Here is a 24,836-nt window from a genome sequence, read left to right as displayed (position 1 = left end):
GGGTAACGCTTTTGAATGACGACGATAAATGGATCATAGCAAATGTCATCGATCCGGAAGAATCTCGCGTTGCCATTTTGGAAGGAGGGCGTCTGGTAGAGCTTTTTGCCGAAAGGATGTGGGAAAGGCAGAGAGCGGGAGAGATATATAAGGCCAGGATAGATAATATACTTCCAGGGATGAATGCGGCCTTTGTAAATTTAGGTGAAGGGCGAAACGCCTTTTTATATCTCGACGACGCTAAGAATGCCGAAATAAAGCCAAACGGAGAGATAATCGTTCAGGTTACCAAGGTAGCCAGGAAGGGCAAGGGGCCGCGAGTAACGGCTCGCATTTCCTTGCCGGGAAGGTATGTGGTTTTGCTTCCCGGAGCTAGCGACATCGGCGTTTCCAGGCGTATCGACGAATCGGGAGAAAAGGAGCGGTTGAAGGGTATCGCAAGAGAATTGGTTCCCGATGGTTTTGGCGTCATCGTGCGTACAGTGGCTTCGGGAATGGATGAAGAGGTCATAAAAGAGGAGATTGGAGAGCTTTTGGAACTTTGGAAAGATATAAGCAACCTCGCGCTGAAAATGCCATCCCCCTCTCTTCTTTATCGGGATGCCGGCCTGCTGGGAAAAGTTTTGCGCGATGAGCTCGACGAAAGGGTCTCTCAAGTGGTTATAGATGATCCTTACGATCACAAGCTCGTAGTTGATTACATTTCCAGACATTCCCGCAGGGTACAGCCCGTTGTGGAACTCTATGCCAGGAACATACCCATATTTGAATATTTCGACATAGAAAAAGATATCAGCGCCGCCCTGGAAAGAAAGCTCTGGCTTTCATCTGGCGGTTTTTTATACATAGACCAGGTGGAAGCGATGACGGTAATAGATGTCAACACGGGCAAGTATGTCGGAACGGATAATTTAAGACATACCATATTGGATACAAATATGGAGGCGGCAAAGGAGATCGCAAGACAGCTGAGGCTTCGCTCCATCGGCGGAATAATCATAGTGGACTTCATAGATATGGATTACCAGGAGGACAAACAAAAGCTTTTAGACTATCTGGAAGAGCTGTTCAAGGGGGACAGGTATAAATCCAAGGTTTACGGCGTGAGCAAGCTCGGCCTCGTGGAGATTACGCGCAAGCGCTCGAGGCCGGACTTGAAGACCTATATGACTAGGCCTTGTCCTTTTTGCGCCAATATGGGTTGGGTGTTAAAGGAAGATGCCGTCGCCATGGACATAAAGCGTTTCCTGCGGAAGGTGATATTGTCCAGCAAGGTCGAAGCCCTCATATTGGAGGCACACTCTGCCATAGCCGAATACATAGGAAATAATTTCCTCTCCCAGTGGGCTCAGGAATTTGAAAAGGCCCTTTTCGTCCTTCAGTCGAAGGAGCTGGCGTGGGATAAGTATCGCCTTATCTTCCAAGGTCCTCTGGACCAAGCTCTTTATAAGATTAAATTGTTGGAAGAGGATGGAGATATTGTTGTTTATAGAGCGGGTCGCTCTTAAGGGATTTAAAAGCTTCGGGGAGCAGGTCGATATCGAGCTTTCCGAAAAATATACGGTAATCGCAGGTCCAAACGGAAGCGGAAAGAGCAATATTCTAGATGCCATAAGATGGGCTTTGGGGGAGCAGTCTCCGAGCCGTTTGAGGATATCGAAGCAAAGCGATCTTCTCTTCCAGGGCAGCCCCTCGCGCCCCCCTGCCAGGGAGGCCCGGGTTTCCTTCGTAATCAACGATAAGGGAAAACTGAAAGCCTTTAAGCGCGTTCTCGACGAAAGCGGTTCCTCCTTTTTCGTGGATGGCAAAAAGGTAAAACTTTACGAGATGGAGGAAGAAAAGCGCCTGTTGGGGCTTGAAGGGATCGATTTTGCTTTCATCGGCCAGGGCGAGGTCCTGGAAGCTATTAAACAAAAACCCGCCGAAAGGAGGGCGAACCTGGAAGTTCTTTTCGGTATATCTCAATACCGCAGGAAGAGAGAAGAGGCCCTTTTAAAGCTGATTAGAGCTGATGAAGAGGCCCTAAGATTAAAAACTTTGATCGATGAATTAAAGCAAAGGCGCAGCGACATTCATCCTCAAGTCATGAGAGCCGAAAAAAAAAGCGAATTGGACGAAGAGCTTAAAAGTTTATCGAAAAGGATAAAATGGCTTGAGTATTGCAGGGTCATCGAGGAGATCAAAGACGCAGAGGATGCCAAAATGAGAATTTCCGGGAGCCTTTTTTCTGCCCGGCTCTGGGTTTCCCTATGGCAGAAGGCTCTGAGCGTTTTTGAAAACCAAATTGATGCCTTGGCCTCCGGGGACGAAAGAAATAGAGAGATTTTTGACAGACTCTCCAGTGAGATCGGCAACTTAAAAAAGAAGCTCTCCTCCCTGGCTTTGGAGCGCAGCAAAACAAGGGACCTCTATTTTCGTACTAAGGAGGAGCTCGAGTCGGCATATATGTCGATGGAAAAGCTTCTGCCTGAAGAAGAAAGCCTTAGGCTCGCCGTAGAAGAGCTGAAGGAACAATTGGCCGAAAAAAGGCGACTGCGCGATGATCTCGAGGCCAAATTGAAAGACAGCTTTTCGAAGATAAAAGAACTTTCTCGAAAGAAAGAAGAATTGCTCGGAAAGAAGGCCTTTTGCGAAACATCTCTCACTGAGTTGAACCGCAAGGTTCATTATTTCGGAAAAAGTTACGGCAGCCTGATCTCCCAAATGCTGGAGGCGAAGGAGGAATTATCCGATCTTCAAAAATCTGCGAGAGAGACAGCTCTAAAGTTGCAGGATGAAGAAAGGATCTTTGAGGAATTATCCTCTCAACACATGAAGGCTCTTGCCGAAGCTCAGGCGATAGCCGCCAAGTTGCAGTCCAGAAGAAGAGAGAGGACAAAGCTGAATTCGGAGATCGAAAGGACCAAAGACGTACTCTCATCCGGAGTTTATCCGAGGCCCGTTGAATATCTGATGGCCGCCAAAAGATTGGGAAGGCTGAAGGTTGATTTCGACCCCTTCGTCGATGCAATATCCTGCCCCAAGGAATATATCCCAGCCCTGCAGTCCTTTTTGGGTGGAAGGCAATTTTGGATATTAGTGCCCGACGAGCATGCGGCCGGCGAATGTATCGAGTACCTGAAAGTGGGCAATGCGGGAAGGGCTACCTTTTTACCCTTGAGCAGGGCCAACCCTCAGCGGAAGAATCAGGCCATCCGCGTAGATGGAAAGAAGGCGATAGGATGGTTTATAGATCTCATCTCCTACAACCCCAAATGGGAAAATTGCGTGATGCACCTTTTGGGCAACCTGCTGTTGGCGAGCGATTACGGTGAGGCCGTCAGGATATCGGGCATGTACAGGAATTTTCCGGTAGTGACCCTTGACGGAGAGGTATTCTTGCCAGGCGGTACCATATCCGGGGGCAGCGCGAACAAGTCTTCACAAAACGTTTTAGAGCTAAGAAACTATCTGAGAGAAAGGTCGTCTTTTCTTGAATTGCTCGATGAAGAGATAGAAAGATTAAGCTCCACCTTGTCCAAGGCGGAGGAAAGGGAGATAAGGTTAAAGGAGGACACTCAAAGGCAGCTCGCTTTGGTCGATCGGCTGAAGGGGGAGATGAAAAAGATCTCGAGCCTTTTATCCAACAGCGAGAGTCGGATTAAGGACGCGGAAGCCGAGGCTGGCAAATTAAAAAAAGAAATAAAATCCCTCATCGTGGATATGAAAGAGAGAAAGGCCGAACTGGAACAAATCTCATTAGAGTTGTCCGGCATGGAAGAGATCGACTTAAATGATAGATTGCAGAGCGATCTTTCCTACCTCGATCGAGAGGTGGAGTTATTGCAGGAGAGGATAAGGGGCCGTCAAGATGTGTTGGATAGGATAGAAGATGAGTTATCAGCCCACAGGGAGCGCATCCAGCAAAAGAGGGAGGAAATCCTCAAAGCCGAAAGGGAATTGGCCGACAGCGAACTCAAAATATCTGAGTTGAAAGGCAAGTACAAAGAGCTGTTTTCCAGGCGTCGGAGCCTTGCCGGGGATATGAAAAAAGCGCAGGAAGTTAGGGTAAAAATCGAAAATATGTCTCGCAAGTCCTCTTCGAAGCTTCAAGAAGCAAGGGAACGAATGAGGAAATGCGAGTCCCAGTTGGTCCTGGCGAAGGAAAGGCTGAAAAACCTGTATGGCCAGAGAGCAGAACTTGAGGATAACGGATTCGACGGCAAAGAAGGTCCTCTTTGCGACGCGAGCCCTGTCGAACTGGGACGCCTTAAAGAGAGGGCAAGATCATTGCAGCTAGAGCTTCAGGATTACTGTGATGCGGACTACGGTGTCTTGTCGGAGGACGCCTCGCTGATCGGCCGCATTGACTACCTTTCCGAGCAATATGATGATGTTAAGGAAGCCAAAAGAGAGCTCGATGGCATTATAAGGGATACCGACAGGCAGGCGGGATTATTGTTCAAGGGAGCCTTGAAGGCTATAAACGATCGCTTTAATGCCATTTTCGCCAAGCTCTTCGGGGGCGGAGAAGCCAATTTGGCTTTAAACGACGAGTTTGATCTCTGGAATTCGGGGGTTGACATAGCTGCTAGACCGCCGGGCAAGAGGCCGCAAAGTTTGGCTCAACTTTCGGGAGGCGAACGCTCCCTGACAGCCATTGCCTACCTTTTTTCCACCATGGAGGAAGCCCAGGTCCCCGTAGCCATTTTAGATGAAGTGGATGCCTCCCTGGACGAAGCCAACTTAAGGCGTTTTGCCGATTTGGTGGAGCAATACTCCAAATCCCTCCAAATTGTGGCAATTACCCATAGAAGGCTGACAATGGAAAGGGCGGATATAATGTACGGCGTGACTCTGGAAGAACCCGGACTATCGAAAATCGTAAGCATCAGGCTTTCCGATTGGGAATGAGGCGAGCGATGGAGATAACTTTGGATGATATACTTTACGGCAAGCTGAAATTAAAACAACCGCTGCACGGTCCCAGGGTATCAGTGGATACCGTGTTGTTGTCGTGGTTTGTAAGGTTGCGGTCGAAGGATCGAGTGATGGAGCTTGGCACGGCAAGCGGTGCCGTTGCCCTGATATTGGCCAAGAGGTGGCAGAAGGTGTCTGCAATAAAGGGCATTGACATACAGGAGGAGCTGATCGAGATTGCAAGAGAGAATGCTTTAGCCAACGATCTTGAGGACAGAGTCACCTTCGAAAGGGGTGACGTAAGGGAGATATCGGCAATTTCTCCCCCCCAGACCTTCGATGCGGTTGTGGTCAATCCTCCCTACGATGAAGCCTCGAAAAGCAGGACCAGTCCAAAGGAGGGCGTTGCCCTCGCAAAACAGGGAATTGCCTGCACTTTAGAGGACGTAATAAGGGCCTCATTTTATTTGTTGAAGGACAGGGGGAGGCTTTATATGGTCTTGAGGGCAAAACGTACCTCTGAATTGTGCTACCTTCTTGAAAAAAACAGAATGCCCCTTAAGAGGTTGAAAATCGTCTACCCCAAGCCAAAGACAGAAGCCTCCGTCGTTTTGATCGAGGCCAGAAGGAATGCAGGAAGAGGTCTGAGGTTGGAGCCTCCCCTTTTTATATGCGACGAAAAGGGAGATTACACCCCCGAACTTCTTGCTGCCTATGAATTGGAGGAAAACTGATGCCTCTTTTTGTTGTCCCGACGCCGATAGGAAATTTAAAGGATATTACTTTCAGGGCTATAGAGGTGCTGAAGACGTCGGACCTTCTACTCTGCGAGGACACGAGGCGGGCGATCAAACTACTAAACCACTATAATATTAAAGTAAAGATGCTTTCATACCATGAGCATAACGAGAAAAGTCGCCTCCGTGAAGTTTTGGACATGCTGGACCGCGGAATAAAGGTTGCCTTGATATCCGATGCAGGCACGCCTTGCATATCCGATCCAGGACAACTTCTGATATGTGAAGCGATTAAGGCAGGCCATGAAGTGGATGCTCTGCCCGGCCCTTCTGCGATACTTCCTGCCCTCGTCATGTCGGGACTTCCTTCGTCTCAATTTTCCTTTTTGGGATTTCTTCCTGAAGAAAAGGCCTCGCGGCAGAGATTTTTGATATCCTTGAGAAATTTGCCCCATACTTCGCTATTTTACGTCGCACCCCATAAATTAAAGCGAGACCTAGAAGACATCATCGAGATTTGGGGCGACAGAAGAGCAGCGCTGGTGAGGGAGATATCGAAAATACACCAGGAATGCCTTCGAGGTTTTCTTTCCGATATTCTCGGCGGCTCAAGGGAGGTAAGGGGCGAAATAACCCTTGTAGTGGATGGCCTTAGAGACACAGCGATTGAAGAAGAGGACGAATCATGGCAGAAGGTGGCCGTCAACATGAGAAAAGAGGGCATGCCCATAAAGGATATTGCAAAAATTCTGTCCGAAAGCTATGGTATAGAGAAAAACCGGGTTAGAAAATTCGTACTAGGTCGGGAAAGAATGGAGGAAGGAAAAGATGAATCGCGAGAGTAGTTTTTATATTACCACTCCAATTTATTATGTGAACGATGTCCCTCATATAGGACATGCATATACGACGGTGGCTGCCGACGTCATGGCGAGATACAAAAGGATGTGCGGAATTGATACCCTTTTCGCTACCGGAACTGACGAACATGGTCAGAAAGTTCAACAGGCCGCTCAAAGAGAGGGGATCACCTCTCAGGAGCTGGCGGACAGGACTGTGCTGAATTTCAAGAAGCTTTGGGAGGCATTGAACATATCCTGCGACGATTTCGTGAGGACTACGGAACAAAGGCACATCGAGGTAGTTCAGTATATCTTCAAGAAGCTGATGGATCAGGGTGACATATACAAAGGAACATATGAGGGGTGGTACTGCATCCCCTGTGAGACTTATGTCCCGGAAAGCCAGATGGGAGAAGGGAAAACTTGCCCCGATTGCAGGCGTCCCCTTGAAAGGATGACGGAGGAAAGCTATTTCTTTCGCATGTCGAAATATGCCCAACCATTGTTGGAGTACTACGAAAAAAACCCCACGGCTGTCCTGCCGGAGTCCCGCTATAACGAAATAGTAAGCTTCATAAAAATGGGGCTTAAAGATCAGTCGGTCTCCAGGACTACCCTTAAGTGGGGCATACCCGTACCTGGCGATGATGCCCACGTAATATACGTGTGGTTTGACGCCCTGATCAACTACCTGACCGTCTGTGGTTATCCCCAAGACGAAGAAAGATGGAAGAAATACTGGCCCGTCGTCCGCCATTTGGTTGGCAAGGACATATTGAGGTTCCACAGCATCGTTTGGCCGTCCATGCTTCTTGCCTTAGGAGTCAACCCCCCGAAACAGGTTTTTGCCCACGGATGGTGGACTGTGGAAGGCGAAAAGATGTCCAAGTCCAGGGGAAATGTCGTCGATCCCTTTGAGGTCATTGATCTTTACGGAGCCGATCCTTTCCGTTATTTCATGTTGAGAGAAGTGCCCTTCGGCCTAGATGGCGACTTCTCTGAAAAGGCCCTGGTCCAGAGGATTAATTCCGATCTGGCCAACGATCTTGGCAACCTCTTGTCCAGGACGTTGCAGATGGTTGTCAAATATTTTGACGGTACCGTTCCGGAACCTCTCTCGAAATCGACGAAAGAGGATCAAGAAATAGGAAGAGATGTCGTAGAAGCGTTGCTTCAAAGGGTGGACCGGTCCATGTCGCGCTTTGCCTACGATGATGCCCTAAAGGAGATATGGGGATATGTGGGTTTGGCGAATAAATACATAGACCTCACCATGCCCTGGAAACTTGGTGAAGAAGGCGATAGAAAACGTCTCAGCAACGTGCTGTACAACCTTTGCGAGTCCCTGAAGTGCATAGCTCTTTTCCTTCGCCCCTTTATGCCCGCTAAGGCCTTAGAAATATGGGAACAGCTGGGCCTAAAGGGCAAATTGTCAATCGATAGCTTCGAAACCGTAAAGATTCCCTATCCGGCAGGCACTGCCGTCTTGAAGAAAGGCGCCCTCTTTCCGAGGATAGACATTAGAAAATGGGCTGCAGAAAAGGCAGAAAGGGACGCTAAAAAGGGGTTGGCTCCAGACCCTGGCGATCATGAAGAAGAGATATCCGTTGACGACTTTAAAAAGGTCGAACTCAGGGTGGCAAAGGTTATATCCGTAGATCCCATTCCCGGAGCCGATAAGCTCTACAAGCTGACGGTGGATCTGGGTTATGAGCAGAGGACGATAGTTTCGGGTATAAAGGAATTCTATAAACCTGATGAACTGGAGGGCAAAAAGATCATAGTGATCTGCAACCTGAAGCCGGCAAAACTGCGAGGTGTGATGAGCAACGGCATGCTTTTGGCCGCAGAATCGCATGACGGTTCCAAACTTGCTCTCCTTACCGTCGATAACGACGAAATACCCACGGGAAGCCGTGTGCATTAGGGAGTTGCGATGCCCCGTGAGATTGGCCGATACCCATTGTCATATTTATATGTCGCCGTTGAAAGGCCATCTGGACGAGGTCTTGGCGAGGGCCTCAGGCAAGGGTTTGAAGCGTTTGCTCGTACCCGGAGTGGACGAAGCATCGAGCTTCGAGGCCCTTTCTTTGGCGAGGCAGGTCACGGCCGTGAGGACCTTTGCGGCCGTTGGCGTTCATCCCCATGACGTGAAGGATCTGAAAGAGGGCATTCCCGAGGAGCTCCTTTCCTTGGGAGAGAACGAATCGGTGCTGGCTATAGGGGAGACCGGATTGGATTACTATCGCAACCTCTCGCCCAGGAATGTTCAGCGGGAGTTTTTCATAAAGCACATAGAATGGGCTAAGTGCGTAGGCAAACCCCTCATATGTCACGTGAGAGATGCCTACGATGAGGCCCTGGAGATTTTGGAAGCCGAAGACGCCTTCGAGGTGGGAGGGGTTTTGCACTGTTTTCAGGGGGAGATGGAACATGCAAAAAAAGCTATCGACATGGGCTTTTATATTTCCTTTGCCTGTACAATTACCTACAGAAAAAACGAAAACTTGAGGAGGATCGCCGCCTCCATTCGGCCGGAGAGCATTCTTTGCGAGACCGATTCTCCGTACCTTTCTCCGGAGGACCTTCGAGGCAAACCGAACGAGCCGGCCAACGTCGGTTACGTTTACGAGACGATTGCAGCCTTGCGAGGCATTGAGGTGGAAGAATTGGCCGAAGTAGTGTTCGATAATTCGATGAGGCTTTTAGGATGGTAGGCCATGGGGAGGGATAAGCTTTTCAGCTATGAGATCATTGCCGAATGTCCCCATACCGGAGCCAGAGCAGGCAAGTTCTATACGACTCATGGAGTGATAGAGATGCCCTGCTTTATGCCCGTGGGGACCCAGGCCACCGTCAAGGCCATGGCACCCTTCGAGCTTGAGGCTTTGGGAGCTCGCATTATTTTGGGGAATGCCTATCATCTTTATCTCCGCCCCGGCGTCGATGTAATAGAAAAGGCGGGAGGTCTTCACGCTTTTATGGGGTGGGACAGGGCAATTTTGACGGATAGCGGGGGCTTTCAGGTGTTTTCCCTGGCGTCGTTGAGAAGGGTAAGCGATGAGGGCGTGGAATTTCAGTCCCATCTGGACGGCAGCAAACATTTTCTGACGCCTGCCCTGGTAATGGCCATAGAGGAAGCCATAGGCAGTGACATAGCCATGTGTTTCGACGAATGTACCTCCTATCCAATAACGGAAGAAGGCGCTAAGGAAGCGACCCTTCGAACCATAAAATGGGCGGGACTTTGTAAAAAGGCACATTCGAGAAGGGATCAGGCTCTGTTCGGGATAGTGCAGGGTTCTGTCTTTCCATTTTTGCGCGAATACTGTTGTCATGCGCTGGTGGATATGGATTTCCCAGGTTACGCCATAGGGGGCTTGGCCGTTGGGGAGCCGAAGGCGCTCATGCATGAAGTTTTAGAGCTCTTGAACAAGTTGTTGCCCAAGACGAAGCCCCGTTATCTTATGGGTGTAGGTCATCCCCTTGATATGGTGGAGGGGATAGCAAGGGGCGTGGATATGTTCGATTGCGTGTTGCCGACGAGAAACGCGAGAAACGGTTCGGTGCTGACCTCGATGGGAAAGTTGAACGTTCGCAGGAAAGAGCTTAAAGAGGATTTTTCTCCCCTGGATCCTAATTGCAGTTGTTATGTTTGCAGAAATTTCAGCCGCGCCTACATTCGTCATCTCCATAAAGCAGGCGAAATTTTGGCGTCAAGGCTTTGTACTTGGCATAACCTGCATTTCATGTTAGATCTTGCGCGCAAGGCGAGAAGGGCCATTATAGACGGCACTTTTCCCGACCTTCTAGAGCATTGCCGAGAGGTTTTCGGAGATGAAGCGGATTGAAAAAAGCTGCAATATATAAAATAGGCAAATGGAACCCAGAACGTGAAATAATAAAAATTGCCGCGGAAGCGATAGCGAAGGGAAAGTTAGTTGCCTTTCCCACGGAAACTGTTTACGGCCTTGGTGCCAATGCCCTGGACGAAAGTGCCGTGAGAGGCATCTTCTCTGCTAAGGGACGTCCCTGCGACAATCCCTTGATAGTTCATGTAGCAAATGTGGAATCGGCAGAAAAAATTGCCCACACCACCCCGAAAGCTTTGAGGTTGATGGAACGTTTCTGGCCGGGTCCTTTGACGCTGGTCATGAAGGCCAAGGATATTGTTCCCAAAGCTACGAGGGGAGGGCTTGAGACGGTTGCGGTGAGGATGCCCGCCCATCCCGTGGCATTGGCCTTGATAGAGAAATCCGGCGTTCCCATAGCAGCTCCAAGCGCCAACACCAGCGGAAGGCCAAGTCCCACGGATGCAGGGGTCGTCTATGACGATCTCGGTTGCTGTATAGATGTGATCTTGGATGCCGGGCCGACCGACGTGGGCGTGGAATCTACAGTCATAGACGTGATGCAGGAAAAAGTAGTTCTTTTAAGGCCGGGCGGTCTGCCCGTTGAGGCCATAGAGGGGTTTGGCGAAGAAGTCATGTTGCCCGATGAATTGGGAGCAGGCCGGGCAGAAGATGTTAGGCGCAAGTCCCCGGGTACCCGTTACAGGCACTATGCTCCCCGGTGCAGGGTTGTGCTTTGGAGAGAGGGCGATGATTGGCCCGTCGAGGGGGCTGAAGCGGTAGGTTACATGGGCATCAAAAGACCTCCCCTGGATATTTCGGAGAAGGTCATTTTGTTCGATTCTCTTGAACATTACGCTCGAGGACTTTTTATGGCTATGCGATACCTCGAAAAAAAGGGCGTAAAGGTGATAGTGGCCGATTATCCTGCCAAAGAGGGGTTGGGTCTGGCCATCAGAGATCGGCTTTATAGAGCTTCGTCGGCTGAATTTGACGAAAACCCGCATGACGTAGTAAAATAAATCGCCATGCGAAGCAGGGGCAGGTGGCGGAAAGGTAGACGCGCTGGCCTCAGGAGCCAGTGGGCTTAGCGCCTGTGGGGGTTCAAATCCCCCCCTGCCCACCATTCTTAAAACTACATAATTATGTTCATCCCTTCAGGAGTGAGATGTATCCATAATCACATCAAGTTATGGAAAAGAGATATTCCTATGGTATTGACAGAGCGTTCGCCATTTGTTATCATGTTCGCTCGCATTATAAACAATGGTTCCCATTTTAACCCACCAAAAACATAGATAGGGAGGTCGTTGCTCCCATGTCAAATTTCGTGAATATGGGGAGAAAACGCGAGAGGTTGTCTTTTGGTCCTTCAAAAGAATTAGTCGCCCTGCCTTATTTAGTCGAGCTGCAACACCAATCTTACAAATGGTTTTTGCAACCCGATGTCCCCCCTGACTACAGAAAGTCTCAGGGGCTTCAGGAGCTGCTCGAAGAGATCTTTCCGATAGAAAGTTACGACGGTTCCTTTGTCATCGAGTTTGTTCGATATTACATCGATCCTCCCACCTTGACGGAAGAAGAGGCAAGACAAAAGGATTTGACCTGGTCTATGCCTCTTCGCGCTACAGTTCAGATGATCAATCGCGGCACCGGGGAGATCAAGGAGGAAGAGATTTTCCTCGGAGATTTTCCCGTAATGACGGACAGAGGAAGCTTTATCGTCAACGGCACGGAAAGGGTTGTCGTAAACCAGCTGGCTCGTTCGGCTGGAGTTTATTTCAGCATTGAGACGGGGGCTCCCGGTCAGGAGGTTTACAAGGCCAAGATTATACCTGACAGAGGCGCCTGGCTCGAATTCGACCTCACCCCGGGCGACGTCTTGTCCGTTAACATCGACAATAGGCGCAAGGTTCCCGCAACAGCGCTTCTAAAGGCCTTTGGCATCAGGGACAATACGGAGTTGCTAAGGACCTTCGGAGGTGTCGAGAAAGAGGTCGATATCGTAGAGGAAGAGGTTAGAGGGCGCTTGATCGCCGAAGACATAATAGACAGCGCCGGCCACGTGATAATACCCAAAAACGACCGTCTCACCAAAGAGCACGTCGAAGTTTTATGGAACAGCGGCAGGACGAAGGTAAGATTGTGGAATGTGGACCCTGTATTCGCAGCTACCCTGGAACGCGACGGCACCGATACGCCCGAGGAGGCGATGCTCGAGATTTTTAGGCGCATGCGTCCTAACGAGCCTCTGAGGGTGGAAAACGCCAAAGATTACGTCTATTCCCTTTTCTTCGATACCAGACGATATAACTTGGGCCGAGTGGGAAGGTATAAATTGAACAGAAGGCTTGGTCTCAATATATCCGAGGAGGTTCGTCTGCTCACTATAGATGATTTGGTGACCATCGTTAAGGGCATACTCAACTTGAGAGACGGATTGGAGCGGGAGGACGATATAGATCATCTCGCCAACAGGCGTGTCCGTTCGGTAGGGGAGCTCCTTCAGAATCAAATTCGCATAGGATTGCTGAGGATGGAACGCATCGCAAAGGACAGGATGACCACCATACCCGATCTTTCTACCGCAACGGCTCACGATCTCATAAACATTCGCCCCATCTCGGCTGCAATAAGGGAATTTTTCGGTTCCAGCCAGTTATCTCAATTTATGGATCAGACTAACCCCCTGGCCGACGTCACACATAGGCGGAGGTTGTCCGCCATGGGGCCCGGAGGTTTGACCAGAGAAAGAGCGGGGTTTGAGGCGAGGGACGTACACCCGTCTCACTATGGGAGGATATGCCCTATCGAGACTCCGGAAGGTCCAAACATAGGTTTGGTTACCTCCTTGGCCAATTACGCCAGGGTCAACGAATACGGCTTCCTGATGTCGCCAAAGCGCGTCGTCAGGGACAGGTATGTCACCGACGAAGTTGTGTATCTTCCCGCCGACGAAGAGGACGAGGCCTTTGTCGCCAGAGCAAACATACCCTTGGATGAAGAGGGAAGGATATACGAAGAAGAAGTCCACGTCAGGCATCGCGGATCCATAGTCATAGTCCCTCCCGAACAGGTAAATTACGTCGACGTAACGCCAAAACAGATCGTGTCCGTTTCAGCAGCCCTGATACCCTTCCTTGAACACGACGACGCCAATAGGGCTTTGATGGGTTCTAACATGCAAAGACAAGCTGTTCCTCTCGTGCAGAGCGAATCTCCCCTTGTGGGCACGGGCATGGAGGAAAAGGTCGCAAGGGACTCGGGAGCCTGTATATTGGCCAAAAGGCCCGGGACGGTTACCTATGTCGATGCCAACAAAATTCAGGTTACTATCGAGGATGGCTTGGTAGATACCTATACTTTGATAAAGTTCAGAAGGTCTAACCAGGGAACGGTAATACACCAGCGTCCTATCGTCAGAAAGGGAGATTTTGTCAATGAGGGAGATTTTCTGGCAGACGGTCAGGCGGTGGATCATGGCGAATTGGCGTTGGGCAGGAACGTCTTGGTTGCCTTTATGGGGTGGGAGGGCTATAACTTCGAAGATGCCATCCTTCTCAGTGAAAGGCTCGTAAAAGAGGACGTATATACGTCGATCCATATAGAGGAATACGAAATAGATGCCAGGGATACGAAGCTGGGTCCCGAGGAGATAACCAGAGATATCCCCAACGTGGGAGAAGACCAGCTGAAAAATTTGGACGAAAGAGGCATTGTTCGCATAGGAGCTGAGGTGAGGGCCGGGGATATCCTGGTAGGCAAGGTCTCGCCCAAGGGCGAAACGGATCAGACACCTGAGGAAAAGTTGCTCAGGGCCATTTTCGGGGAAAAGGCCCGTGAGGTAAGGGATACTTCTCTGAGGGTGCCTCACGGCGAAGGTGGCAAGGTCGTAGCCGTTAAGCGGCTTTCCCGGGATGAATACAGCGATGATCTTCCTCCCGGAGTCAACGAAGTGGTCAAGGTATTTTTGGCCCAAATCAGAAAAATTACCGTGGGAGATAAGATGGCAGGACGCCACGGCAACAAAGGGGTTGTGTCCAGAATCTTGCCCGTGGAAGACATGCCTTATTTGCCCGATGGCACCCCCGTAGATGTGGTCTTGAACCCGCTTGGCGTTCCCAGTCGAATGAACTTGGGCCAAGTTCTTGAGACCATATTAGGGTTTGTGGCCTATCACAACGGATGGAGCGTTGCGACTCCAGTCTTCGAAGGCGCCTCTGTGGACGAGATATTCAAGTATATGGAGGAAATTCGGGATAGCAAGCTTCCCGATCTCACCAGGGACGGAAGCATCGTCCTTTACGACGGGAGGACGGGCGAACCCTTCGAGAATAAAGTTACCGTGGGATATATGTACATGCTCAAGTTGATCCATCTTGTCGACGACAAGATCCATGCCCGATCCGTTGGCCCCTATAGCTTGATAACGCAACAGCCTCTGGGAGGAAAATCCCAATTTGGCGGACAACGCTTCGGAGAAATGGAAGTTTGGGCCCTGGAAGGATATGGCGCATCTCACATATTGCAGGAGATGCTCACCATCAAATCCGATGATGTGCAGGGACGTCTCAAGACATTCGAGAGCATAGTCAAAGGTCAAAACATAGGAAACCCCGGTGTGCCCGAGAGCTTTAGGGTACTTGTAAAAGAGCTTCAGGGATTGGGCCTTGACGTGCAGGTCCTTTACGACGACGACAGTGTTGGCTACGTTGAGGAGGAAGAGCAGAATATAGTTGAAGTGAAGAAAGAGACGGAGAAAAAACCTCAGACAAAAAAGGAAGAGGCAAAGATAGGTTTGGAAGCCAGGATCTTCGGCGATCCGGACGATGACGAAGCAGAAGTGGACCCTGAGGGGGATGATGCGTAAATGAACAATCGCGAAATTGTAGGCGTTCGAATCAGGTTGGCAAGTCCCGAAAGGATAAGGGAACTGTCAAGCGGCGAGGTAAAACGCCCTGAGACGATAAATTACAGGACCCTTAGGCCCGAAAAGGACGGTCTTTTTTGTGAGCGCATATTTGGACCTGTAAGAAGTTACGAATGCGCCTGTGGGAAATACAAGCGGAACGGCCCTAAATTTAAGGGCATAGTGTGTGACCGCTGTGGAGTCGAAGTTACCGACAGCAAGGTGAGAAGGGAGAGGATGGGCCATATAGAGCTTGCCTGTCCGGTCGTTCACATCTGGTATCTGCGCGGCATTCCGAGCAGGTTGAGCCTGTTTTTAGGAACGACATCCAAAGATCTGGAGAGAGTGGTGTACTTCGCCCCTTTAAGGCGAAGGGAAATCCTCTACAAAGTAGTCATGGAGGGTAAAAGGCCCGATCTGGTCAGAAAAGGCGATCTCATACCTGCCTGCGAAGAGCGCATACACAGGCACTACGATCCTAAATTCAAAGCTGAGGAAGCGTATCGTATCACTAGAGTAGACGATTTGCCCTTAAAAGAGGGGGATATACTTTCGGCCCAACAGGTATCTCGCTATCGAACGGAGTACGGCGATGACCTTTTTAAAGTCGAGCCGGCTTACACGATCACCGAGATAGAAGATGCCAATTTCAGGGTTGGTGATGTGGTAAGCCAGAGCGACATCGAACGACTCCAAAGACATGGCGTCAAGGTCGAATTCCAGAGGGCGACTATCAAAAACCAGGAGGCCTTTATAGTCGTCGCTGCCGTGCGCCTGCCCTTTTCTAAGGACGATGTGGTTTCGGCTTCCGAGTTGCAGCTTTATATGAAAAACTATCCTGGCAGATTTACCTCTCAGCAGGAGACGGTGACTATCGAGGATCCTTCATATATAGTGATAGACGGAAGCGATTCGCCCTTTGAGCAGTGCGACATCATAGTCGAAAGAGAACAAAAGCTGTGCAAGGCTTACGACAAGGACTTCGCAGCAGGCATCGGGGCGGAAAGCATTTTAGAGTTACTCAAGAACATAGATATAGACGAGTTGGCCATATCCCTTAGAGAAGAGATCGCGAATTCGACGGGCCAAAAGAAGCGCAAGCTGATAAAACGCCTTCAAGTTGTGGAAGATTTCAGGAAGGGCGACAGCAAGCCGGAGTGGATGATCATGAGCGTTCTTCCCGTCATTCCCCCGGATTTGCGTCCCATGGTGCAGCTCGACGGCGGCAGATTTGCCACTTCCGATTTGAACGACCTGTACAGGAGGGTCATCAACAGGAACAACCGTCTGAAAAAGTTACAGGAACTCCGAGCCCCGGAGATGATCATAAGAAACGAGAAAAGAATGCTTCAGGAGGCCGTGGATGCCCTGATAGACAATGGACGGGTTGGTAAGGCCGTTTTGGGCGCAGGCAACCGTCCCCTTAAGAGCTTGACCGATTTGCTCAGGGGGAAGAAGGGGCGCTTCCGTCAGAACTTGCTGGGCAAGCGCGTCGACTACTCGGGCAGATCCGTAATAGTCATTGGTCCGGAACTCAAGCTTTACCAGTGCGGTTTACCAAAGGAAATGGCACTGGAGCTGTTTAGGCCTTTCGTAATGCACAAGCTTATTGAGAAGGGCATAGCCTCAAACGTAAAGGGCGCAAAGCGCGTTATAGAGCGCAGGAGAGATGAGGTATGGGAAGCCCTGGAAGAGATAATCAAAGACCATCCCGTTATGCTCAATCGCGCGCCCACTTTGCACCGTCTGGGAATTCAGGCCTTTGAGCCCCTGCTAATGGAAGGCAAGGCTATAAGGCTTCATCCGCTGGTCTGTACTGCCTTTAATGCCGACTTCGACGGAGACCAGATGGCCGTTCACGTTCCTCTTTCTTTGGAGGCTCAAGCGGAGTCTAGGATATTGATGCTGGCGGGACACAACCTGTTGTCGCCGGCCCACGGCAAACCTATAGTGACGCCCACGCAGGATGTTGTTTTGGGGATATATTACTTGACTGCAATGACCGAGGGGCGCAAGGGAGAGGGCATGGTTTTCAGGGATATTGAAGACGTATTGACGGCTCTGGATCACGGAGTGGTCCACCCCCACGCAAAGGTGAAGATGTTGTGGGACGGGCAGCTGATCGAGACCTCGCCGGGGAGGGCGTTATTTAACAGCATGCTTCACTCGTCGTTGAGGTATATCAATAAACAGATTGCCAAAAAGGACCTGGGAGCCCTGCTGGATATGGCCTTCGACCGAGTAGAACACGAAGACCTGGTCAAGATGTTAGATGACGTTAAACTTCTGGGCTATCGATGGTTTACCAAATCTGGAGTTTCCCTGAACATAGATTCGATCGTTATTCCTCCCGAGAAACAAGAGATCGTCAGGGAAGTAATGGAAAAGGAGAGCGAGCTCAACAACCAGTACGGCATGGGCATCCTCACCGAGGACGAATATTTGAGGCAAACGGAGCTTCTCTGGACGGAGGCCGCAGCCAAAATCGCGGACTGCATTTTGGAGCATATGGATGAATTAAATCCACTTCGCATGATGATAGATTCCGGCGCTCGCGGCAGCAAGAGCCAGGTCTCCCAGATGGCGGGCATAAGGGGAGTCATGGCCGATCCTTCCGGTAAAGTCATCGACTATCCTATCGTTTCCAACTTTAGGGAAGGGCTTAACATGTTGGAATACTTCATTTCCACCCATGGCGCCAGGAAGGGGTTGGCCGACACGGCATTGAGGACGGCCAAGTCTGGTTATCTGACGAGACGACTTGTCGATGTCTCGCAGGACATCATTGTCCTCGAGGAAGATTGCGGCACAGATCAAGGCGTCTACATCACTCCTCTGCTTCAGGACGACAAGGTCGTGATCCCTTTGAACGAAAGGATTTACGGCAGGACGGCTCTGGAGGATGTGCGCCATCCTGTCGATGGGACTGTTTTAGTCGGGGCGGGCGAGATCATAGATCAGGAAAAGGCCGACGCCATAGAGGCTGCGGGAGTAAAGGGCCTCTGGGTCAGAAGTCCCATGACTTGCGCATTTCGCAATGGCATATGCCAGAAATGTTACGGCCTTGATTTGGCTACGAGAAAGCCCGTAGCCATAGGCGAAGCCGTGGGAGTCGTGGCAGCTCAGTCCATCGGTGAACCCGGTACCCAGCTTACCATGAGGACTTTCCATACCGGTGGCGTGAGGATTACGGGCGAGGACATCACTCAAGGTCTTCCCAGGGTGGAACAGCTCTTTGAGGCGAGAAAGCCAAAGAAGACGGCCTTACTATCCGAGGTCGACGGGGTCGTAACTGAGATTCGAGAGATGGAGGGCAAAAGAAAGATCGTCATACAATCCGCCGACAACCCCGACGAAAAGATGAGCTTCAACGTCTCCACGGCTCAAATGCTCCTCGTCGAAGAGGGAGACGAGGTGAAGAAGGGCCAGGTGCTGACCGAAGGTTACATCGACCCCCAGCAATTGATGGAGGTCAATGGTATCGAGGCCGTGCACGCCTACATGGTGGACGGAATCCAGGAGGTTTACAAATCTCAAGGCGTCTCCATAAACAATAAGCATATAGAGGTAATATTGCGCAAGGTTGCGCCCGTTAACAAAGTTCGGATAGCCGATGAAGGAGATACCTCCTACGTGGTTGGTGAAATAGTGTGGATCGACGAGCTGGAAAGGGAAGTCCGGGAAATCAGAGAGCATAACCAGCGATGCATAGATGATTCCGTAGCCATGTTGAAGGGTAAAATCCTCAAGGATGTTATCGGCAAGGGGTCGCTGGACCATGCCGCTCAGTACAAAGGAGAGGCTCTCGACGAAGGGGCCATCAAGATCCTGTTGCAGCCAGGGACAGCCCTTACTGAATTGATAGTTGAAGATGAGGGAGAATTAATAAGGGTTATAGTGGGAGAATCCCTTTTCAGACGCGAGCTTGAAGGGTTGGAGCTCGTCGAGGATTACGAATCCGGCGATGGCGTGAAGATCGATGCCGGGAGTTCGCTTTCGATGAAACAGCTTACACTTATCACCAAAGACCTGCGAAGTCCCTTGCAGATCCTGGATACGGATAAGCTCTTCTCCCTTTGTGACGTTACCTACTTAGCCGAGGATGTTGTAAGCGGTGATACGGTTATAGCTGTTAAGGATGCTCTTTTGACAAGGGAAGCCGCTTTAAAAATAAAGGAGAGCTTCATTAAAGAAATCAAGGTATGGAAGGCCCCCGAGACGATAGATCTGCCCGATGCCATCCAGGAATACCTGATCAGCAAGATATGGGGCAGGCCGCTTGGCAAGGTTATTGATGCCAGCGGAAACGAACCCATAGATGTCCCGCCTATAGTGGACGGCAGCATTGTTCGCGGTATAATTGAAGGCGATATAACGGCTATAGAGGCTGACGGCGAGATATATTCGCGCCAGAAAATACTTCACAGCGTCCTTACCGAAAAAATTTACGGAAAGGTCCTGCTCGAGCCTGTTAAGGATAAATTGGGGAACGTTGTCGTACCTGCAGGGACAGAAGTCAATCAGCAGGTTCTAGAACGCCTAACCGAGCTGGAGCCGACGAAGATCGTCATCAGGCCGATACTGGCGTTGTCTCAAGTCGAAAGGCTTATACAAAAGGTGACCTTCGTGAGAAAACTTCGCCAGGAGCCGATATGGAAGCCGGTATTATTGGGCATAACTAAGGCTGCTCTTGCAACGGATAGTTTCCTTTCGGCCGCGTCCTTCCAACAGACGGCTCAAGCGTTGGCATCGGCTGCCGTTCGCGGCGAAGTCGATTACCTTAAAGGCTTGAAGGAAAACGTCATAATAGGACACCTGATACCTGCTGGAACAGGCGCTACCGTGAATCGCAACTTCGAGGTAGTCGAAGTGAAGAGGGAGCCCGTTTTCGAATCCGTTTCGGCGGATCGAGCGGGGTAGGAGCCTCGTCAAGTGGGTTCCGAATAAAAGGGGCCCACTTGACATTGCGCTTCGGCGTTGTTATTATTCCTCGGTGCCTTATGTCACGAGAAGGTGATTTATTGTGCCCTTACAGGAGCTGGCCGCTGGCAAACGCGTAGTTGGTGCCAGAAGCGTCTATAGGAAGTTAATCAAGTCGGAGATCGTGAAAGTATTCGTCGCGCGTGACGCCGAAAAAAAGGTCATCGAATCAGTGCTCAAAGAGGCGGAAGCGAGGAGCATCCCGGTGGAATGGGCGGATGACTCTAAGATATTGGGAAGGGCCTGTTTGATCGAGAGGCCGGCGGCAGTAGCCGGCTTATTAATAGATCGAAGTACCAATAATATAAGATAGATATTTTTAAGCAGATCGAAGGGGGGACATTTGTGGCTACCATCAATCAGCTAATACGCCAAGGGCGTAAGGAGAAGAAGAAGCGATCCGGTGCTCCGGCATTGCAGGGTAATCCGCAGAAGAGAGGAGTTTGCACGAGGGTCTATACCGTTACACCAAAGAAGCCAAACTCCGCCTTGAGGAAAGTGGCTCGTGTGAGGTTGACGAACGGCATAGAGGTTACGGCCTATATTCCCGGGATTGGCCATAATTTGCAGGAGCACTCGGTGGTATTGGTTCGCGGAGGGCGCGTCAAGGACCTTCCCGGCGTTCGTTATCACATTGTGCGCGGGGCTCTTGATTGCGGCGGAGTCGAAAATCGCCGTCAAGGAAGGTCTAAGTACGGCGTAAGAAAACCTAAATAGAGAACGAGGAGGTCGATGTCATGCCGCGAAAGGGGCATGTGACTAAAAGGAAGGTTCACCCCGATCCTTTATATAAGAACGAAGCAATAGCCAAGTTTATTCATTGTGTCATGTACGATGGCAAGAAGAGCATTGCCGAACGTATAGTATACGGAGCCTTAGAAGTGGCTGCAAAGAGGCTAAACGTATCTCCCGATGAGGTTTTCGATAAAGCTTTGGAGAACGTTAAACCCCTCATAGAGGTCAGGCCGCGGAGGGTCGGAGGAGCTACTTATCAGGTTCCAGTGGAAGTAGACCCCGCCAGAGCTCAGGCCTTGGCGATAAGGTGGATAATAAACAGCGCCAGATCTCGTAAAGGCATTCCCATGATCGAGCGCCTTGCCAGGGAATTTGTAGATGCTTACAAGGGAGAAGGATCAGCGGTAAAGAAACGTGAAGATACGCACAGAATGGCTGAAGCAAACCGAGCTTTTGCCCATTATCGCTGGTAATATGGTAATTAGGGTGGTGATTTGTAAGGCATGAGCGATGCAGGAATAGATATTCGCAAAATACGCAATATTGGCATAGCAGCGCATATAGATGCAGGCAAAACGACGACATCGGAGCGCATTCTTTTTTATACGGGAAAAATACATAGAATAGGCGAGGTGCACGAAGGCGCCGCTACGATGGACTTCATGGACCAGGAGCGCGAAAGGGGCATTACCATATCCTCGGCAGCTACGACGTGCTACTGGAAGGAATATATGATCAATTTGATTGATACGCCCGGGCACGTGGACTTTACTATGGAAGTAGAAAGATCGCTCAGAGTGTTGGATGGAGCGGTCGCCGTCTTTTGCGCTGTAGGAGGAGTTGAACCGCAGTCAGAAACGGTTTGGCGCCAGTTGGACAAGTACAGGGTGCCCAGAATTGCTTTCGTGAACAAGATGGACAGGGTGGGCGCAAATTTCTTCGACGTTATGGAGCAGATTAAGGAACGGTTAGGGGCAAACCCCGTTCCCATACAGTTGCCAATGGGCGCCGAAGATGCCTTTAAGGGCATTATCGACCTCATAACGATGCAGGCAATCGAGTACGCCGACGAGCTTGGAACCCGCTTGGAATTGGAAGAGATACCTCAGGCTTTTCTGGCAGAGGCCAAAAAATGGCGTGAGCGCCTGATAGAGGCCTTAGCCGAAGTTGACGACGAAATCATGGAATCCTACCTCGAAGGCCGGGAAATATCGGAGGAGAGCATAAAAAGGGCTCTGCGTTTCGGTACCATAAATTTAAAGCTGGTTCCCATGCTATGCGGATCGGCCCTCAAAAACAAAGGGATTCAATTGCTTTTGGATGCGGTGATCGATTACCTTCCATCTCCCTTGGACATTCCCCCTGTAAAGGGAGTCGACCCGCGCACGGGAGAGGAAGTTATCCGCCATACCGATGCGGAGGCGCCCTTTACGGCACTGGCTTTCAAAGTGTTGGTGGACCCATATGTCGGTCGGGTCGTTTATACGAGGATATACAGCGGAAAACTGCACACCGGAATGTCGGTGCTCAATACGAACACCGGGAAGAAGGAGCGTATAGGGAGATTATTGAGGGTGCATGCCAATAAACGTGAGGACATCGAATCGGCCTTGGCCGGAGCGATAGTGGCAATTCCCGGCCTTAAGAACACGAGGACGGGAGACACGCTTTGCGATGAAAAGGAACCCGTCGTATTGGAGGGGATGAACATACCCGAACCGGTCATTTCTTTGGCCATCGAACCGGCAAGCAAGGCCGACCAGGTCAAGTTGTCCAAGGGTTTGGCTGCCCTTGCAGAAGAAGACCCGACATTTAGGGTTGCCATAGATCACGAGACGGGGCAAACGATCATATCCGGTATGGGCGAGCTTCACTTGGAGATTATAGTAGACAGGCTGCGTAGGGAATTTGGAGTTGACGTCAGGGTCGGCAAGCCTCAAGTTGCCTACCGTGAAGCCATAAAAAGACCCGCTAAAGGAGAGGGCAAGTTCATACGCCAATCCGGCGGTCGCGGTCAGTACGGCCACGTGGTGCTTGAAATAGAAGCCCTCCCGGGACATACGGGATACGAGTTTGAAGACAGGATCGTGGGGGGCGTGATCCCCAAAGAATTTATACCTGCCGTACAAAAGGGTGTAGAAGAAGCCTTAACCAGTGGTGTCGTTGGGGGATACCCCGTCATAGGCATAAAGGTTGCGCTGGTGGACGGGAGCTTCCATGAAGTCGACAGCTCCGAGATGGCCTTCAAGATAGCTGCGTCTATGGCTTTCAAGGAGGCAATGAAAAAGGCAGATCCTGTTTTGATGGAACCTATTATGGAGGTGGAGGTAGTAACGCCCGAGGAATACCTTGGAGATGTTATGGGAGACCTCTCATCGCGCAGAGGGCGGATCGAGGGCATGGCCACTCGATCGGGAGCAAAGGTTGTCAAGGCCTACGTTCCTCTGTCCGAGATGTTCGGTTATGCCAGTGCACTGAGGAATAAAACCTCGGGAAGGGCTACGTTTACGATGAAATTCAGCCACTACGAGGAAGTTCCTTCCGAGGTGGCGGAAAAATTGTTGGCATCGGCATCTTAGATGCTCTAATACAATAAGTTTAAAATTATTGAGGAATAAATTTTTTAAGGGAGGCTGACAAGCATGGCAAAGGCAAAGTTTGAGAGGATGAAACCACATTTAAACATAGGAACCATAGGGCACATCGACCACGGCAAGACAACCTTGACCGCCGCTATAACCAGGACCCTTTCCACCGAGGGATTAGCTGACTTCACCCCCTTCGACGAGATAGACAAGGCCCCTGAGGAGAGGGAGCGCGGCATAACGATAAGCATATCCCACGTGGAGTACCAGACCGAACACAGACACTACGCCCACATTGACTGCCCCGGACACGCCGACTACATAAAGAACATGATCACCGGAGCAGCCCAGATGGACGGAGCCATATTAGTTGTATCCGCTGCCGACGGACCCATGCCGCAGACGAGGGAACACGTCCTTTTGGCAAGGCAGGTCAACGTCCCCTCCATAGTGGTCTTCATGAACAAGGTGGACATGGTAGACGACGAGGAACTCTTGGACCTTGTCGAGATGGAAGTGAGAGACCTCCTTTCGAGCTACGACTTCCCGGGAGACGAAGTCCCCGTGATAAGAGGCTCCGCCCTGAAGGCCCTGGAGTGCGGCTGCGGCAAGAGGGAGTGTCAGTGGTGCGGCAGGATATGGGAGCTCATGGACGCCTGCGACAGCTACATACCCCTTCCGGAGCGTCCAGTGGACCAGCCCTTCCTCATGCCCATTGAGGACGTCTTCTCCATAACGGGACGCGGTACCGTCGTCACCGGCAGGGTCGAAAGAGGAAAGATAAACGCAGGCGAGGAAGTGGAGATCGTAGGCATGAGGGAGGACAAGACAAAGACCGTGGCCACCTCCCTTGAGATGTTCAGAAAGATCTTAGACGAGGCCATAGCGGGAGACAACATAGGAATACTCCTTCGGGGCGTGGGCAAAGACGACGTGGAAAGGGGCCAGGTAGTGGCAAAACCCGGCACCATAACTCCCCATAAACACTTCAAAGCCGAGATATACGTCCTGAAGAAGGAAGAAGGCGGAAGACATACCCCCTTCTTCAACGGCTACAAACCTCAGTTTTACTTCAGGACCACCGACGTCACTGGTGAGATAACCCTGCCCGAGGGTGTAGAGATGGTAATGCCCGGAGACAACGCCAACATAGAAGTGAAGCTCATAGTTCCCGTAGCCTTGGAGAAGGGCTTGAGGTTTGCCATAAGGGAAGGCGGACGTACAGTAGGTGCCGGCGTAGTAACGGACATACTGGACAAGTAAGTCCCCTTAAAAGTGAAAGGGGGGATATGAATGGC

General features: G+C 50.6%; 15 protein-coding genes and 1 tRNA gene. All 16 read left to right on the top strand.

Features of this window, described 5'->3' with window-relative positions; all coding sequences use genetic code 11:
- The first annotated feature begins 11 nt into the window (after positions 1 to 11).
- The 16 genes from B3N34_RS05900 (at position 12) to tuf (ending at position 24,801) form a co-directional block, all read left to right on the top strand.
- Positions 12 to 1,508 (top strand): Rne/Rng family ribonuclease, encoded by a 1,497-nt coding sequence (locus B3N34_RS05900; RefSeq protein ID WP_286975737.1) that lies wholly within the window; start codon positions 12 to 14, stop codon positions 1,506 to 1,508.
- Entirely contained in the window at positions 1,471 to 4,893 is a 3,423-nt protein-coding gene (gene smc, locus B3N34_RS05895) for a chromosome segregation protein SMC (RefSeq protein ID WP_286975735.1), read from the top strand. The genes B3N34_RS05900 and smc overlap by 38 nt, the downstream gene beginning before the upstream one ends.
- Before the next feature lie 8 nt (positions 4,894 to 4,901).
- Positions 4,902 to 5,633: a tRNA1(Val) (adenine(37)-N6)-methyltransferase gene (locus B3N34_RS05890; protein WP_286975732.1), complete on the top strand. Its 732-nt coding sequence runs from the start codon at positions 4,902 to 4,904 to the stop codon at positions 5,631 to 5,633.
- Positions 5,633 to 6,481, top strand: a complete 849-nt coding sequence (gene rsmI, locus B3N34_RS05885) for a 16S rRNA (cytidine(1402)-2'-O)-methyltransferase (protein WP_286975730.1) — start codon at positions 5,633 to 5,635, stop codon at positions 6,479 to 6,481. Before B3N34_RS05890 ends, rsmI begins: the two co-directional genes overlap by 1 nt.
- Entirely contained in the window at positions 6,465 to 8,405 is a 1,941-nt protein-coding gene (gene metG, locus B3N34_RS05880; RefSeq protein ID WP_286975728.1) for a methionine--tRNA ligase, read from the top strand. Before rsmI ends, metG begins: the two co-directional genes overlap by 17 nt.
- 16 nt (positions 8,406 to 8,421) lie before the next feature.
- Positions 8,422 to 9,195, top strand: coding sequence for a TatD family hydrolase (locus B3N34_RS05875; RefSeq protein WP_286975727.1), 774 nt, complete (start codon positions 8,422 to 8,424; stop codon positions 9,193 to 9,195).
- 3 nt (positions 9,196 to 9,198) lie between these two features.
- Positions 9,199 to 10,329, top strand: coding sequence for a tRNA guanosine(34) transglycosylase Tgt (gene tgt, locus B3N34_RS05870; protein ID WP_286975724.1), 1,131 nt, complete (start codon positions 9,199 to 9,201; stop codon positions 10,327 to 10,329).
- A complete protein-coding gene (locus B3N34_RS05865; RefSeq protein ID WP_286975722.1) occupies positions 10,326 to 11,351 on the top strand; it encodes an L-threonylcarbamoyladenylate synthase in 1,026 nt (341 codons plus the stop codon). The genes tgt and B3N34_RS05865 overlap by 4 nt, the downstream gene beginning before the upstream one ends.
- 17 nt (positions 11,352 to 11,368) lie before the next feature.
- Positions 11,369 to 11,455 (top strand) — tRNA-Leu (locus tag B3N34_RS05860).
- Between the two features lie 192 nt (positions 11,456 to 11,647).
- Positions 11,648 to 15,199 carry a DNA-directed RNA polymerase subunit beta gene (rpoB, locus tag B3N34_RS05855; RefSeq protein WP_286975719.1) on the top strand — a complete coding sequence of 1,184 codons (3,552 nt, stop codon included), beginning with the start codon at positions 11,648 to 11,650 and terminating at the stop codon, positions 15,197 to 15,199.
- Positions 15,200 to 20,158, top strand: a complete 4,959-nt coding sequence (gene rpoC, locus B3N34_RS05850; protein WP_286975716.1) for a DNA-directed RNA polymerase subunit beta' — start codon at positions 15,200 to 15,202, stop codon at positions 20,156 to 20,158.
- 103 nt (positions 20,159 to 20,261) lie between these two features.
- The gene (locus tag B3N34_RS05845; protein ID WP_286975714.1) at positions 20,262 to 20,531 is read left to right on the top strand and encodes a ribosomal L7Ae/L30e/S12e/Gadd45 family protein; all 270 of its coding nucleotides are present in this window, start codon (positions 20,262 to 20,264) and stop codon (positions 20,529 to 20,531) included.
- Positions 20,532 to 20,563: 32 nt separating this feature from the next.
- Positions 20,564 to 20,935: a 30S ribosomal protein S12 gene (gene rpsL, locus B3N34_RS05840; protein ID WP_009201492.1), complete on the top strand. Its 372-nt coding sequence runs from the start codon at positions 20,564 to 20,566 to the stop codon at positions 20,933 to 20,935.
- A gap of 20 nt (positions 20,936 to 20,955) precedes the next feature.
- Positions 20,956 to 21,426 (top strand): 30S ribosomal protein S7, encoded by a 471-nt coding sequence (gene rpsG, locus B3N34_RS05835; protein WP_286975712.1) that lies wholly within the window; start codon positions 20,956 to 20,958, stop codon positions 21,424 to 21,426.
- Positions 21,427 to 21,456: 30 nt separating this feature from the next.
- Positions 21,457 to 23,532: an elongation factor G gene (fusA, locus tag B3N34_RS05830; protein ID WP_286975709.1), complete on the top strand. Its 2,076-nt coding sequence runs from the start codon at positions 21,457 to 21,459 to the stop codon at positions 23,530 to 23,532.
- 63 nt (positions 23,533 to 23,595) lie between these two features.
- Complete coding sequence (gene tuf, locus B3N34_RS05825) at positions 23,596 to 24,801, top strand: elongation factor Tu (protein ID WP_286975707.1); 1,206 nt, start codon at positions 23,596 to 23,598, stop codon at positions 24,799 to 24,801.
- Positions 24,802 to 24,836: the final 35 nt, after the last annotated feature.

The sequence above is a fragment of the Acetomicrobium sp. UBA5826 genome (assembly GCF_002433005.1).
Taxonomy (GTDB): domain Bacteria; phylum Synergistota; class Synergistia; order Synergistales; family Acetomicrobiaceae; genus Acetomicrobium.
The sequence above is the reverse complement of the archived record's forward strand: the minus strand, read 5'-3'. Positions and strand labels throughout refer to the sequence as shown.